We start from the raw sequence: 14,236 nt of genomic DNA, 5'->3' as shown, positions 1-14,236 counted from the left end.
ACCCCCACCACCCCCCCCCCCCCCTCCCCCCCCCCCCCCCCCACACCCCCCCCCCCCCCCCCCCCCCCCCCCCCCCCCCCCCCCCCCCCGCCGTCGTCCTCGGGAACGTTCAGCGCCTGCCGCCGCAGGACGGGCAGAACGCCGCCCCCTCCGGCACGTCCTGATGGCACTGCCCGCACTGGACGGGCTGCGCCAGTCTGGATCCGCAGCCCGGACAGAACGGCGTGCCGTGCGTCTCGGCCTGGCAGTGCGGGCAGACCAGTTGGCGCGGCGTCCGCACGTCGAACCCCGCGCCCGACTGCTGCCCCGCCTGGTACGCCCGGTCCGACACCATGTCGTTGAGGCCGCGCCGCTGCGCCGCCAGCGCTTCGGCCGCGGTGTCCGGGGCGCAGCTGAAGCAGAGGCCCTGGGCCGGGTCGAAGCAGCGGCCGCAGACGTAGTGGGTGCACCGGGCACAGCGGCTGAAGTGCGTCTGGGCGTTCCCGATCGCGCGCTGGAAGGCCGCGTCGCGCGAGGAGCCCCAGGTCTGGCCCGCCAGGCCGTCGGCGGCGTTGCTGATGGTGTTGGCGTTCCCGCCGACCAGGTTCCAGGCCGCGCTGACGCCCTTGCCGATCCAGCCCGCCACCTGGCCGGTGGTGAACCGCTCGAAGGGCGAGCGCCAGGTGTCGGAGCAGCGGTAGCAGTAGAACTCGAACTGGAAGCCCGCGCCCGTCCCGTGCTGCTCGCTCAGGTCGCGGTGGTTACTGCTGAAGTAGATCTCGGAACTCACGTCGTCCCCGGTTGCTGATGTGGCCTGTTCGGCGGTCGATCCCAGGGACGACAAGGGTCCTGGAACGGTTCCGCCTCCGTACCGTTCCTCAGCGGGTCCGGCGCGAGGCCCGGCGGCGGCGCCACAGCGCGAGCGGGACGAGACCGGCGAGCGCGAGCGCGGCCGGTGCCGGGGGTGCTTCCACCGGGGCGCCCGCAGCCCCCGAGGGCACCTTGTCGAAGGTGTCCGGGACGGGCAGGGCGGACCAGTTCGAGATCGGCCACGCCACCACGAAGGCCCGGCCCACGACGTCGTCCACCGGAACGAAGCCGTCCCCGGTCAGGTTGTGGTGCGGACGGGAGTCCCGCGAGTTGTTCCGGTGGTCGCCCATCACCCAGAGCTTGCCCTTGGGCACGGTGACGGTGCCGACCGGGTCGTTGTCGCAGGGCGTCGCGCCGGGGAACAGGTACGGCTCGTCCAGTGCGGCGCCGTTCACCTTCACCGGGCTGCCCGCGTCGCACTCGACGGTGTCCCCACCGACCGCGATGACCCGCTTGATCAGGTCCTTCTCGTCCGCCGAGGGCATCAGGCCGACGGTGCTCAGCACCTTCTGAACGGTGCCCGAGAAGCCGCCGTCATCTGTCGGAGTGCCCTCCAGCCAGCCGCCCGGATCGTGGAAGACCACCACCTCGCCGCGCTCCGGCTCCGCGCCGAACCACGGGGTGAGCTTGTCCACCAGCACCCGGTCGCCGACCTGGAGGGTGTTCTCCATCGAACCGGAGGGGATCGAGAAGGCCTGGACGAAGAAGGTCTTGATGCCGAGTGAGAGCAGCAGGGCGATCACCAGCAGGATCGGCAGCTCCTGCCAGAACGGGCGCTTCCTCCGCGCGGGCTTCGCGTCCGGCTCCGCGTCCGGCTCCGCGTCGACCGCACCGGCTCGTCCGGCCCGCTCGTCCGGCGCCGCCCGCTCCTTGGCTCCACCGCTGTCGCCGGACTCCGTGCTCTGTCGCACACTCATTCCTCGGCCCCTCCCGACGGCCTGGCGGGGAGCCCGAAGCGGAAACCCCCTGTCAGGGAACGAACCTACCGAACAGAGGTTCCCGGGCGCGCCCTGACGTGGATGCGCTCACCCTGGGGGCCGAACAGGCTGAGGAACTCCACCGGCTGCGAACCGGCGTTGCCGAAGGCGTGCGGCGTGCGGGTGTCGAACTCGGCGGCCTCACCGGCCGTCAGCACCAGGTCGTGCGCGCCGAGCACCAGCCTCAGCTTCCCGGACAGCACGTAGAGCCACTCGTACCCCTCGTGGACCTGCAGTTCCAACTCGGGCCCGGTGTTCCGCCCGGGCGGCATGATCTGTTTGAACGCGTGCAGCCCGCCGAGGTGGCGGGTGAGCGGGACGATGGTCTGGCCGTTCCTGGTGACCGGGCGCGGATGGATCCGGGGGTCACCGGTGGCCGGGGCGCCGACCAGTTCGTCCAGCGGCACCCGGTACTCCCGGGCCAACGGCAGCAGCAGTTCCAGGGTCGGCTTGCGCTGCCCGGACTCCAGCCGGGACAGCGTGCTCAGCGAAATGCCGGTCGCGGCGGCCAGCTTGGCGAGCGTGGTGCCGCGCTCCCGGCGCAGCGCCCGCAGCCGGGGGCCCACCGTGGTCAGGACGTTCTCGAACTCTTCGTCGGCCATGGCTGCCATTCGCCGGGATGGCAAGGGCGTTTGTCAATCCGGCACACCGCAGACCTCTTCACGGCCGCGCCCTCCCGTAGCGGGGAATCCCGGGAGCCACGGCACCCACCGACCCTGGTCCGACGTCAACGGTCCTGTTCGGAGGGCACGTTCGCCGAGGTGAAGCGGTGACGGACCGCTTGGAACGCCACTACGCTACGTGTCATGACTTCTTCGGGTACGGCCCCCGGGCGGGGCACTGCGGTGGTGGTCGGCGGCGGTCTGGCCGGGGTGGTGGCGGCCTGGGCGCTGCGGGGCTGCGCCGAGCGGATCATCGTGGTGGAGCGGGACCGCTACCCGGACGAGCCGACGTTCCGGGCCGGGGTGCCGCAGGGGCGGCACGCCCACCTGGTGCTGGAGGCCGGGCACCGGGCGATGGAGGAGATGATGCCCGGGATCAAGCAGGAACTGCTGGCCGCGGGCGCCCACCGGGTCGCCGCGTCGGGCGATCTCAAGTGGCTCAGCTCGGCCGGGTGGATGGCCGACTACCCCGCCCAGGTGGGTTTCCTCTCCTGCACCCGACCGGTGCTGGACAAGGCGATCCTGGACCGGGCCCGCACCGAGCCCTCGATCCGGTTCATGGAGGGCACCGACGTGGTCGGGCTGCTGGGCTCGGCGCGGGCGGTGACCGGGGTCAGGGTCCGTGAGCGCGGCACGGAGCCCGCTGCGGAGCGCGGTGAAGTCCAGGAGATCCCGGCCGAGTTGGTGATCGATGCGTCCGGCCGCTCGACCGCCCTCCCGGACTGGCTCACCGAACTCGGCTGCCGTCCGGTGCCCGAGGAGCGGGTGGACGCCGGCGTCGCGTACTCCTCCCGGCTGTTCCACCGCCCGCCCGGCGTCGACCTCGGCTACCAGGCCGTCTACCTCCAGACCAAGGCGCCGGACGAGGCGCGGATGGGCGTCCTGCTCCCCGTCGAGGGCGACCGCTGGATCGTCAGCCTGGCCGGGATGCGCGGCGCCGAACCCGGGCCCGGCGAAGAGGGTTTCACCGCCCACCTGGCCCGGCTGCGCGACCCCGGCCTGCGCGACGCACTGCTGGACGCCGAGCCGGCGGGCGAGGTGCGCGGCTTCCTGCCCGGCCCGGGCGTACGCCGGCACTACGAGCGCGGCGCACCGGAGGGCCTGGTGGTGGTCGGCGACGCGGCGAGCACCTTCAACCCGGTGTACGGCCAGGGGGTGACCGTGTCGCTGCTCTGCGCCCAGGCGCTGCGCCGCACCGCGCTGCGGCACGGCGGCCTGGGGCCCACGACGGCCCGCGCTGCCCGGCGGGAGATCGCGGCGGTGTCCAAGAACGCGTGGATGATGTCCTGCGCCGAGGACGTCCGGTTCGCCGCCACCACCGGCGGGCCCTCCGGTCCGCTGATCAGGCTCCAGCACCGCTTCCTAGACCGGGTGCTGGCCGGCGCGACCCGCGACCCGCAGGTCACCGCGGCCTTCCACGAGGTGCTCTCCCTGGTGTCGCCGCCCTCCCTGTTCTTCCGGCCCTCGGTGCTGGCCGCGGTCCTGCGCGGCTGACGGCTGCGGAGCCGGCGGGCTTCAGGCGGGCGGACGGGCATCGCGCGGACGGGCGCTTCAGGCGGGCGGCTTCCGCTCCGCTCACGCGCTGAGGTGCGCGGCGACGTACGGCAGCGCGATCTGCTCCAAAGCACCCTGCCCGAAGGCCGGGTGGACGTTGACCTCGAAGACCACCCCGCCGCTCTCGGCGGCGAGGTCGACGCCCGCCAGTTCCAGCCCGAGCGCGTCCGCCGCATCGATCGCCAACGCGGCCAGACCGTCCGGGAGTTCGTCGATCTTCAGCAGGGTGGAGACGGCCCCCCGGCACTCGTTGCAGGGCGCGTCCGGATCCGCCTGGACGTGCTCGACCGCGCGGACCACCTCGCCGCGCAGCACCACCACGCGGTACTGGTGACGGCGGCCGTCCGGGAGGAAGTTCCCGGCGTCGCGGGCGATCAGCCAGTCCACTCCCGCCTCGGCGTAGCGGCGGGCGGCGTCGGCGAGTTGGGCCCGGGTGGTCACGTGGAAGACGTCCTCGCCGCCCATCCCCACGCAGGGCCGGGCCCAGACGTCGCCGCCGAGCCGCTCGAAGGCCTCGGCGGCGGCCTCCCGGCTCGGCCGGGACAACACGGTGCTGGGCATCTGCGCGACGCCGTCCCGGGCGAAGCGGGCGACGGTGAGGTCCTTCTCGGTGGCCGCCCGCCACGCCTCCGGGTCGGCGCCGAGCGAGCGGACGCCGAGCGCACGCAGCTGCCGCTGGCAGTCGGCGAAGGCCCGGCGCCGGTGGGGCGGGATCTCGTAGACGACCACCGCCTCGGCGGTGACGCTCCGTCCGTCCGCGGAGAGCCGGATCCGCTCCTCGCCCTCGGCATCGATGCGGCCGCTTCCTCCCGCCATGAAGTGCCGGGCGTCGAGGTGGACGGGCGCGCTGCCGGTCAGGGCCCGTACCGCGGCGGCGAGGACGTCCCGACTGCCCTCGGTCGAGCTGTGATCGGTCAGGAGAACGAGGTCACGTCTGCTCATGCGGCCATGGAAGCGGCCTCACGGACTCCCGGACAAGACGGTCCCGCGCGCCACGGTGACCGAAACCGGTCACTCGCGGCCCCGGGCCCTTCCCGCACGGCCGGCGTCACGTGCGCCACTTCGGTGTCACGTGCGCCACTCCCGATCGGCAATTCGAGCCCGGTTGCCGCCGATTCGGGTGCGGCCGCGCCGCCGGACCGCTATCGTGACCCCCATGTCGACGCCCCGAATCTCCTAGCTGACGGACCCGCCTCCACGCCACCCGTGTGTCCATCAGCTGTTTCGGAGCGTTATCCCGTGATCACCACTCGTGGTGTCGACCTGCGCGTCGGCGCCCGCCTCCTGCTGTCCGACGTCACCCTGCACGTCGCCCCCGGCGACCGGATCGGCCTGGTCGGCCGCAACGGCGCCGGCAAGACCACGCTGCTCGCCACCCTCGCCGGCCTGCTGCAGCCCGCCGCCGGCACGGTCACCCGTACCGGGCCGGTCGGCTACCTCCCGCAGGACTCCCGGGCCGCCGACCCGACCGTCACCGTCACCGACCGCATCCTGTCCGCCCGAGGCCTGGACACCGCCGTCCGCGCGCTGCGCGCCGCGGAGCACGCGATGGCGCAGGCCGGCTCCCCGGCGGAGGAACGCCGGGCGATGGACGCCTACACCCGGGCCGAGGCCCGGTTCCAGTCCCGGGGCGGCTACGCCGCCGAGGCCGAGGCCGCCCGCGTCGCAGCCGGGCTCGGGCTGCCCACCCGGCTGATGGACTCCCCCATCGGGCCGCTCTCCGGCGGACAGCGGCGCCGGGTCGAGCTGGCCCGGATCCTCTTCGCCGACCAGGGCACCCTGCTGCTGGACGAGCCCACCAACCACCTGGACGCCGACTCGGTCGCCTGGCTTCGCGGCTTCCTCGCCGCCCACCAGGGCGGCCTGGTGCTGATCAGCCACGACCTGCAGCTGGTGGAGGAGACCGTCAACCGGGTGTTCCACCTGGACCCGACCCGCGCCGCCCTCGACATCCACAACACCGGCTGGCGGGCCTACCTCGCCCAGCGCGCGGCCGACGAGCGCCGCCGCGCCCGGGAGCGGGCCAACGCCGAACGCAAGGCCGCCGCCCTGCACGCCCAGGCCGACCGGATGCGCTCCCACGTCGCGACCGCGACCACCGCCCGCAGCATGGCCCGTCGCGCCGACCGGATGCTGGCCGGGCTGGAACCCGTCCGGCGGGCCGAGCGCACCGCCCGCATCCGGCTCCCCGAGCCCGCGCCCTGCGGCCGGACCCCGCTCGGCGCGATCAGCCTGGCCAAGGCCTACGTCGGCCGACCGGTGCTGACCGGCCTGGACCTCGCCGTCGACCGCGGCAGCCGGCTCGTCGTCCTCGGCCTCAACGGCGCGGGCAAGACCACCCTGCTGCGGGTCCTGGCCGGCCACGAGACCCCGGACGCCGGACGCGTCGTCGCCGGCCCGGGCCTGCGGCTCGGCTACTTCGCCCAGGAGCACGACACCCTGGACCCGGCGCTCAGCGTCCGCGACAACCTCGCCCAGGCCGCTCCCGAGCTCACCGACGGCGAGCTGCGGCAGGTGCTCGGCGCGTACCTCTTCCGCGGCGACGACGCCGACAAACCGGCCCGCGTCCTCTCCGGCGGCGAGAAGACCCGCCTCGCCCTGGCCACCCTGGTGCACTCCGGCGCCAACGTGCTGCTCCTGGACGAGCCCACCAACAACCTCGACCCCGCCTCCCGCTCGGAGGTCCTGGCCGCGCTGGGCACCTATCCGGGCGCGATCGTGATGGTCACCCATGACCCGGGCGCCATCGAGGCCCTGCGGCCGCAGCGCGTCCTGCTGCTGCCGGACGGGGACGAGGACCTCTGGCACGACTCGTACCTGGACCTGGTCGCGCAGTCCTGACGCCGTGGGCCCGCCCGTCCGTCCACGCCTGGGAGGAGCAGTCGGAAATGATTGACAAACTCAACCTTTCATCCCTAGAGTCGAGAATTGCTTCACGTGCTGAAAGTTCCACGTGCCAAGCGCCACCACCCCCTCAAGACCGCGAGATCCCCATGCACGACAGCATCCCTTCTGTGGTCGCCCGCCTGCGGGCCGAATTCACCACCGGCCGGACCAGGCCGCTCGCCTGGCGCCTGGACAAGCTGGCCGCCCTGCGCACCCTGCTCACCGAGCAGGCCGAGGTGTTCCAGCAGGCCCTGCACGCCGACCTCGGCAAGAGCGCCGCGGAGGCGTACCGCACCGAGATCGGCTTCACGCTCAACGAACTCGACCACACGGTGGCGCACCTCGCGGACTGGCTGCAGCCCAAGCCGGCCGCGGTGCCGGAGGTGTTCCGCCCCGCCGAAGCCAGGGTCGTGCGCGACCCGCTGGGCGTGGTGCTGATCATCGCGCCCTGGAACTACCCGCTCCAGCTCGCCCTGGCCCCGCTGGTCGGCGCCCTGGCCGCCGGGAACACCGCGCTCGTCAAGCCCAGCGAGCTGGCCCCCGCGACCTCCGCGGCCATCGCCGAGCTCCTGCCGCGCCACCTCGGCGAGGAGGCCGTCGCGGTCGTCGAAGGCGCCGTCCCGGAGACCACCGCCCTGCTGGAGCAGCGTTTCGACCACATCTTCTACACCGGCAACGGCACGGTCGGGCGGATCGTGATGGCCGCCGCCGCCAAGCACCTGACGCCGGTCACCCTGGAGCTCGGCGGCAAGAGCCCGGTCGTGGTCGAACCCGGCGCCGACCTCGCCGTCACCGCCCGACGGATCGCCCGCGGCAAGTTCCTCAACGCCGGCCAGACCTGCGTCGCCCCCGACTACGTCCTCGCGATCGGTGACACCGCGGCCGGCCTGGAGAAGGAACTCGGGGCCGCGGTGGACGAGTTGTTCGGCGAGAACCCGGCCGAGAGCACGGACTACGGGCGGATCGTCAACGAGCGCCACTTCGACCGGCTCACCGCCCTCCTCGACGGCGGACGCACCGTCATCGGGGGCGAATACGACCGCACCGCGCGCTACCTCGCCCCGACCGTCCTCGCGGACGTCCCGGCGGCCGCGCCGGTGATGCAGGCCGAGATCTTCGGCCCCATCCTGCCCGTCCTGGCCGTCCCCGACCTGGACGCGGCGATCGCGTTCATCAACGAGCGCGACAAGCCGCTCGCCCTCTACGCCTTCACCGAGTCCGCGGACACCAAGCGGCGCCTCGCCGAGGAGACCTCCTCCGGCGCGCTCACCTTCGGCTTCCCGGTCTCGCACCTGGCGATGCCCGAGCTGCCCTTCGGCGGCGTCGGCGAGAGCGGCATGGGCCGCTACCACGGCGAGTACTCGATCGACACCTTCAGCCACCTCAAGGCCGTCGTCGACAAGCCCCTCGCCTGATCCCCGCCCGCACGACCTCGGCCCGCCGGACCCCTCCGGCGGGCCGTACGCCGTGACGGCGGCCGCGCCGCCCACGGCCGCGACGCTACGGCTTGCGTGCCTCGATCAGGAAGCGCGCCGAGTGGGCGACGAACGGCCCCTCCGCCCGGATGCGGGCGTCCAGCTCGCGCAGCCGGTCGCGGTACGCGTCGACGGTGAAGCCCGGGACCATCCAGACCACCTTGCGCAGGAAGTACACCACCGCGCCGATGTCGCGGAACTCCATCCGCAGCCGCTCGGAGCGCAGGTCCACCACCTCCAGCCCGGCCGCCCGGGCCTCGGCGGCCTCCGCCTCGGGGCGGCGCCCCTCGCGCGCCTCGGGCTGGGGGCCGAGGAAGTACTCGACCAGCTCGAAGACCGAGGCCGGGCCGACGTGCTGGGCGAAGTACGCGCCGCCGGGCCGCAGCACCCGGGCGATCTCCGACCACCAGGCACGGACCGGGTGCCGACTGCTGACCAGGTCGAAGGCGCCGTCCGCGAAGGGCAGCGGCGGCTCGTCCGGGTCGGCCACCACCACCGCGCCCAGCGGGTGCAGCAGACGGGTCGCGGCGGCCAGGTTCGGCGGCCAGGACTCGGTGGCCGCCAGCGCGGACGGGGACCCGCCCAGCCGCACGGCCCCGGCGAGCACTTCGCCCCCGCCGGTCTGGACGTCCAGGGCAGCCGTCGCCGTGCCCAACCGCCCGGCCAGCAGCCGCTGGTAACCCCAGGACGGCCGGTCCTCGCAGGCCCGGCCGTCCAACCAGGAGAAGTCCCAGCCGTCCACGGAAACGGCCTCGGCCTCGGCGATCAGCTCTTCGAAGGTGCGCACCCTCGCATCATCGCCGCGCCGGCGGCCGGGCGCAGCCCACCGGGGCGCCAGGAGTACACGCCCCAGTCCCACCGCGAGCCCTCCGGTAGCTCGATCATCACACCGGCGGGCGAGTTCCAGGGTGCCGGCAACTCCGGGCGCCTCCCCCGACGGCTGAACCCCGAAGCCGTCAGCTGAAGCTGCGCAACCCTCCCGCTTAGCGCGTACGGCGTCGGCACTACTCCGTCGATCCGGCGCGCCACTCACGGTGGGCGGCGAGGAATCCGCAACGCTGTTCGGGCTCGACCGCCCAGTCGACTCGCCGGACGGCATTCCCCGGCTCAGCCCGCATGCGGGCCGCCGGGCCCGGGGGTGCCGGACCGGGCCCGCTGACCTCGGCTACCACATCACCGGGAGCCGTTCGGGAATCCGCTTCATGAAGCCCGTGCGCCAGACCAGTTGACTTACTGGAACAGCGAGTTCGAGGTCCGGCAGTCGGTCCAGCAGGGCCTCCAGGGCGATCCGGGCGTGGACACGTCCGAGTGCGGTGGCGGGGCAGTAGTGGGAGCCACCGCCGAAGGAGAGGTGGTCGGCCGCGTTGGCGCGCTCCAGGTCGAAGCGGTGCGGGTCGGGGAAGGCCTCCGGGTCGAAGTTCGCGCCCTCGACCAGCACCAGGACCAGCTCCCCCCGTTTGACGTCGACATCTCCGAGCCGCACGTCGGCGAGTGCGATCCGGGGCAGGGCATCGCCGATGGACAGGTTAACCCGCAGCAGTTCCTCCACGCCGGCGTCGACCAGGTCCCGGCGGTCTCGCAACAGGTCCCAGGCGTCACGGTGGGTGAGGAGGTGGACCAGGGCCATGGCGAGGAAGCCGGAGGTCGAGACGGTGCCGGCACCGAACATGGTGACGCCGACGGTGGCGAGCATCTCGTCGGTCAGGTGCGCGTAGTCCGGGTCGTCGCGCAGGGCGGCGAGTTCCCCCATCAGGCCGGAGGTGGCGGGATCGTTCAGCAGGACGGTCATGCGGGCGATGTCGCGGTCCCAGTTGATCTTCGCGCCGGCGATCGGGCAGGCCGAGTTCATGAATGCGATGTCCAGGCTGCGCAGGAACGCGCGGCCCTCGCTCTGCGGGATGCCGAGGATGCGGCAGTGCAGGCCTGCGGAGTACGGCTCGCAGAACGCGCCGCGCAGGTCGGCCGTCGGGCCGTCCTCGACGAGCCCGTCGACGAGCCGCTCCGCCTCCTGGCGCAGCCACCGCACCAGCCCCGGCGCCTTCGGGTTCAGCGCCTTCATCACCGCCTTGCGTAGACCGGCGCCGGTGATGTTGCCCATGTTGTTGACGACCTCGGGCGGGATCGTCAAGGCGTACTGGCGGGGCACGCCCGGTCCCGAGGTGTCCTTCAGCGAGAACCGGTCGTCCGTCAGGACCTGTTTGCACAGCCGGTACGAGGACACCAGCCAGGCCTCGTCCCCGGCGATCGTGCGCACCCGCCGCACCGGAGTGGCCGTGCGCAGCTGCGCCAGCCCGGCGGGGAGCCGGGTGCCGTCCCGGGAGAACGGGAAGTCGAGCAGGTCGGGGCTGCCGACGACCGGGGGCCCGGCCTTCGTGGTCGTGCTCATGCGCGGGCTCCTTCGGCGGGGGTGACGATGGCGTGGCCCTGGTTGCGGGAGGCGCGCAGGCCGGCGCCCCGGGCGTACAGGAGTTCCGCGAGCGGCAGGAGTTGGTGGTAGCAGTTGAGCGAGGACGGCACGTCGATGATCGCCGGGGTGTCGAGGAACAGCGGCGCCTCGGCGCACACGTACTCCAGGCACACCGCGCGCTGCCGCTCCGTGGGTTCCCGCCCCCGTGCGGCCAGGAACCGGCTCACCAGGTCGTCGCAGGCCTTGCGGAGGTCGGTGTCCGTCTCCAGGCGGCGCGTCAGCTGCCGGTGGATCTCCTGGTAGGCGGTGTTGGCGCGGAAGTCGGACATGGGCCGCCAGCGCAGCCGCGCCTGGCCCGGGTCCGCCGTCGTCACGGCGTCACGGACCTTCGCCCGAACGCTCCGCAGGTTCTTCGCCGCTTTTCGGCGAGCGTCATCGGGGCCGTATCCGCACGCCTCGTACATCTCGGACACGTGGAGGTCGGTGTAGACGAAGTCGACCTGTTCGTAGTGGTCCAGGCTCCAGACGGCCAGGTCGTGCAGGCGCCGGGCGGAGAAGTAGCTGTTGCCGGGCGAGACACCGATGACGGCGTGCGCGCCCTCGTCGTGGATGACCTCGCAGTGGCGCGTGTAGGGCTTCACATGGAACACGTCGGCCATCAACGGGGGTGCTGTGATCACACGCGTGGCCCTCCACCGCGTGCTGCTGCCGACCGGGCCCCGTGCCCCTCGGTGTGACGTCGCGGCCTCATCACTCTATCCACGCCCTACAAGCGCGGACAGTCACCATCTGACCTTTGTCCGAAACAATGACAGACCACGGCGCTGGGTTCAGCCGCGGCCCCAAGCAGACAGGACCAGGCTCAGGAGGTCCTCCACGCCACCCTCGCCGCCCCCACCCCCGCGGCGGTCAAGTCCGCCGAGCCGTGGTGGCAAGCAGCGCGTGGAAGTGACGGTTATCGCGTTCGGGCACGTCAGGCGCCCTGCCCCGCCTCGGGCCGCGGGCTGTCAGCGCCGGGTCAGCAGGCCCCGGACGTAGGCCGCCTGGCCGACGTGCTGGAGGTCGTCGGCGATCACACTGATCAGACGCACCCCCAGGGTGACCGGGGGCTGCCACGACTCGTCGACGATCCTGGCGAGGGCCCGGTTGTCGAGGCCGCGCACGTAGTCGACGGTCCGTGCGTGGACGGCCTCGTGGTAGCCCATGAGGAGGTCGGCGGTGGCGGTGACCTTGGCGACCTGCGCGGGTCGGTGCCCGTAGCCGGTGGACGACGCGGCGAACGGCAGGGCGAACCGGCCCGCCCAGCCGTCGGCGGTCCACACCTGTTCACGATCGGCCGCATCCGCGAGGTGGTCGTCCTGCACCCGGGTGAGGTGCCAGACCAGCCAGGCGATCGAGTTGGCCGAGTCCTGCACCCGGAACGCCAGCTGCTCGGGGGTCAGGCCGTCGACCACGTCGGAGACCGTGTCACGGATCCTGTCGAACGCGTCCGCGAGAAGATCGGTACTGGTCACACCGGCCACAGTCGCCTCCCGGTCGAGTACCCCGCCCCACCGGCGGCGTGGCGGCTCACGCGCCGCCCCGACGATTGTGTCCCGCCCGCGGGGCCCCGGCCACCGGGCCGAGGCGCCGCCAAGGGGCAGCCGCCGGGGCAGACGGTAGGGCGGGAGACGAACCGGCGTGACTTCCTCTCGACACTGCAGACACTCCCGGCCCGTCGCCGTACGGTGCCGCCACCCCCTCGCCCGCGCCCACAGCCCGGCGGTGTCGGTGCTGGCGCGGCTGCCTCGGCGAGCCGATCATGGCCCTGGCGTGGTCGGGACCACGGTGAAACCTCCGGCTCGCCCACCGCAGGCCGTCCCGCTTCGCCCGTGTCGTCCACACCAGAAGGGCCCCTCCATGGCCGTCTCCCGGACACCCCACGCCGACCGCCGTGGCTCGGCACGCCGCTGCGTGAGCGCGGCCCTCGCGCTCGGTGTCGCCGTCACACTGACCGGTGCAGGGCACGCGCCGAGGGCACGGGCCGACGACGGTCCGTTCCCCGTACCGGTGAGAGTCGGCCACGCCCACCAGGTGATCACCGTCAAGGCGGCCGGCACCCGCGCCACCGTGACCCTGTGGGTTCGCCAGGACGGCGTCTGGCGGTCCGTCGACTCCACCACCGACGCGCGCATCGGGTCCGGCGGCGTGCACAACGGCCTCACCCGCATCCAGGGGACCGGGACCACACCGACCGGCACGTACACCATCACCCGGGCCTTCGGCATCTCCCCGGACCCGGGCACGAAGATGCCCTACCACCACGTCACCACGCACGACTGGTGGGTGCAGGACCCCTCCTCCGCCTACTACAACCGCATGCGCACCGACACCCAGGGCGGCTTCCACCTCACCGAACAGGGCCCCCTCGGCAGCGAACACCTCGCCAACTACCCCGTCCAGTACGACAACGTCCTGGTCATCGACTTCAACACCTCCCCCGTGGTGAAGGGCCGCGGCGCCGGCATCTTCCTTCACGACCTCGGCCCCCAGGCCGGCGCCACCGGCGGCTGCGTCGCCGTCCCCGCCGCCTTCATGGCCCGGACGATGCAGTGGATCGACCCGGCCGACCACCCCGTCATCGCGATCGACCAGTAGCTGTCCGGCCGACGGTCGTTCCACGGCTCGGCCCTTTCCACGGTCCGGAAAACCGGTACTCCGCGCCGGTTCGCCCGGGCGAGGATAGCCGCCGGGCGGTCCCCGCCGCCCCGCCCACTTCGCCCGTCCCTGGAGACGACGCCATGGCCCGGCCGCCCTGCCGACCCGCCCGGGAGTAGTCGGCCTCAGGCGCCCGTGCCGTGGGTGAGTCCGTCCAGGGTGAGGTCGAGGAGGCGTTCGGCCTGCTCGCGCTGTTCGGGTCTTCCGGCGGCGAGGGCGACGCCGGTGAGGGCGGCGAACAGGTCGGCCGCGCTGATGTCCGACCGGATGGTGCCGGCGGCCGTGGCGGCGTCCAGCAGCGAGGTGAGGGCGCCCATCATCAGCTCGTGGCTGTGGGCGTAGGGGTTGACGCCGGAGGCGACCACGGCGCGAAGGGCCTCGGCCATTCCCAGTTTCGCGGTGGCGTAGTCGATGAAGCGCCCCATCCAGGCACGCAGCGCCTCGCGCGGCGGCATGGCCGCCAGGAGGTCGGGGGCGGAGTCGCACAGCCGGGTCAGTTCGCTGCGGTAGGCGGCCTCGATCAGTGCTTCCCGGGTGGGGAAGTTGCGATAGAGGGTGCCGGAGCCCACGCCGGCCTCCTTGGCGATGCGTTCGAGGTGTGCCTCGAGCCCGTCCTCCGCGAAGACGCGCACGGCCGCCGAGAGGATCTTCTCCCGGTTGCGCCGTGCGTCGGCCCGCAGTGGGCGCCCGGTGTCTGCGGTGGTGTCTGCGGTGGTGTCTGCGGTCACG

13 protein-coding genes are annotated in these 14,236 nt (G+C 73.1%); 4 read left to right on the top strand and 9 right to left on the bottom strand.

Features of this window, described 5'->3' with window-relative positions:
* Nucleotides 1–109 precede the first annotated feature (109 nt).
* The 3 genes from ACZ4WV_RS01335 to ACZ4WV_RS01325 form a co-directional block, all read right to left on the bottom strand.
* Nucleotides 110–769 carry a double zinc ribbon domain-containing protein gene (locus ACZ4WV_RS01335; protein ID WP_465741561.1) on the bottom strand — a complete coding sequence of 220 codons (660 nt, stop codon included), beginning with the start codon at nt 767–769 and terminating at the stop codon, nt 110–112.
* A gap of 88 nt (nt 770–857) precedes the next feature.
* The gene (lepB, locus tag ACZ4WV_RS01330; protein ID WP_465741559.1) at nt 858–1,766 is read right to left on the bottom strand and encodes a signal peptidase I; all 909 of its coding nucleotides are present in this window, start codon (nt 1,764–1,766) and stop codon (nt 858–860) included.
* 65 nt (nt 1,767–1,831) lie between these two features.
* Nucleotides 1,832–2,428, bottom strand: coding sequence for a helix-turn-helix domain-containing protein (locus tag ACZ4WV_RS01325; protein ID WP_465741557.1), 597 nt, complete (start codon nt 2,426–2,428; stop codon nt 1,832–1,834).
* A gap of 204 nt (nt 2,429–2,632) precedes the next feature.
* Here ACZ4WV_RS01325 and ACZ4WV_RS01320 point away from each other — a divergent pair, with 204 nt between their 5' ends.
* A complete protein-coding gene (locus ACZ4WV_RS01320; protein ID WP_465741555.1) occupies nt 2,633–3,982 on the top strand; it encodes an NAD(P)/FAD-dependent oxidoreductase in 1,350 nt (449 codons plus the stop codon).
* 81 nt (nt 3,983–4,063) lie between these two features.
* Here ACZ4WV_RS01320 and ACZ4WV_RS01315 read toward each other — a convergent pair whose 3' ends face one another.
* Entirely contained in the window at nt 4,064–4,984 is a 921-nt protein-coding gene (locus tag ACZ4WV_RS01315; RefSeq protein ID WP_465741553.1) for an ATP-grasp domain-containing protein, read from the bottom strand.
* A gap of 297 nt (nt 4,985–5,281) precedes the next feature.
* On the opposite strand from ACZ4WV_RS01315, the gene ACZ4WV_RS01310 reads away from it, so the two are divergent.
* Nucleotides 5,282–6,883 (top strand): ABC-F family ATP-binding cassette domain-containing protein, encoded by a 1,602-nt coding sequence (locus ACZ4WV_RS01310; RefSeq protein WP_465741551.1) that lies wholly within the window; start codon nt 5,282–5,284, stop codon nt 6,881–6,883.
* 152 nt (nt 6,884–7,035) lie between these two features.
* Nucleotides 7,036–8,343 carry an aldehyde dehydrogenase family protein gene (locus tag ACZ4WV_RS01305; protein WP_465741549.1) on the top strand — a complete coding sequence of 436 codons (1,308 nt, stop codon included), beginning with the start codon at nt 7,036–7,038 and terminating at the stop codon, nt 8,341–8,343.
* Nucleotides 8,344–8,428: 85 nt separating this feature from the next.
* On the opposite strand, the gene ACZ4WV_RS01300 is transcribed toward ACZ4WV_RS01305, so the two are convergent.
* The 4 genes from ACZ4WV_RS01300 to ACZ4WV_RS01285 form a co-directional block, all read right to left on the bottom strand.
* Entirely contained in the window at nt 8,429–9,190 is a 762-nt protein-coding gene (locus tag ACZ4WV_RS01300; protein ID WP_465741547.1) for a class I SAM-dependent methyltransferase, read from the bottom strand.
* A gap of 378 nt (nt 9,191–9,568) precedes the next feature.
* Nucleotides 9,569–10,789: a cytochrome P450 gene (locus tag ACZ4WV_RS01295; RefSeq protein WP_465741545.1), complete on the bottom strand. Its 1,221-nt coding sequence runs from the start codon at nt 10,787–10,789 to the stop codon at nt 9,569–9,571.
* Nucleotides 10,786–11,490: a cyclodityrosine synthase gene (locus ACZ4WV_RS01290; protein ID WP_465741543.1), complete on the bottom strand. Its 705-nt coding sequence runs from the start codon at nt 11,488–11,490 to the stop codon at nt 10,786–10,788. The genes ACZ4WV_RS01295 and ACZ4WV_RS01290 overlap by 4 nt, the downstream gene beginning before the upstream one ends.
* 327 nt (nt 11,491–11,817) lie before the next feature.
* Nucleotides 11,818–12,324, bottom strand: a complete 507-nt coding sequence (locus ACZ4WV_RS01285; RefSeq protein WP_465741541.1) for a mycothiol transferase — start codon at nt 12,322–12,324, stop codon at nt 11,818–11,820.
* A 385-nt stretch (nt 12,325–12,709) separates the two neighbouring features.
* Here ACZ4WV_RS01285 and ACZ4WV_RS01280 point away from each other — a divergent pair, with 385 nt between their 5' ends.
* A complete protein-coding gene (locus tag ACZ4WV_RS01280) occupies nt 12,710–13,447 on the top strand; it encodes a L,D-transpeptidase family protein (RefSeq protein WP_465741540.1) in 738 nt (245 codons plus the stop codon).
* A 185-nt stretch (nt 13,448–13,632) separates the two neighbouring features.
* On the opposite strand, the gene ACZ4WV_RS01275 is transcribed toward ACZ4WV_RS01280, so the two are convergent.
* Complete coding sequence (locus ACZ4WV_RS01275; RefSeq protein WP_465741539.1) at nt 13,633–14,235, bottom strand: TetR/AcrR family transcriptional regulator; 603 nt, start codon at nt 14,233–14,235, stop codon at nt 13,633–13,635.
* Between the last annotated feature and the right edge of the window lies 1 nt (nt 14,236).

It is taken from the genome of Kitasatospora sp. NPDC029312, assembly GCF_055569215.1.
The sequence above is the reverse complement of the archived record's forward strand: the minus strand, read 5'-3'. Positions and strand labels throughout refer to the sequence as shown.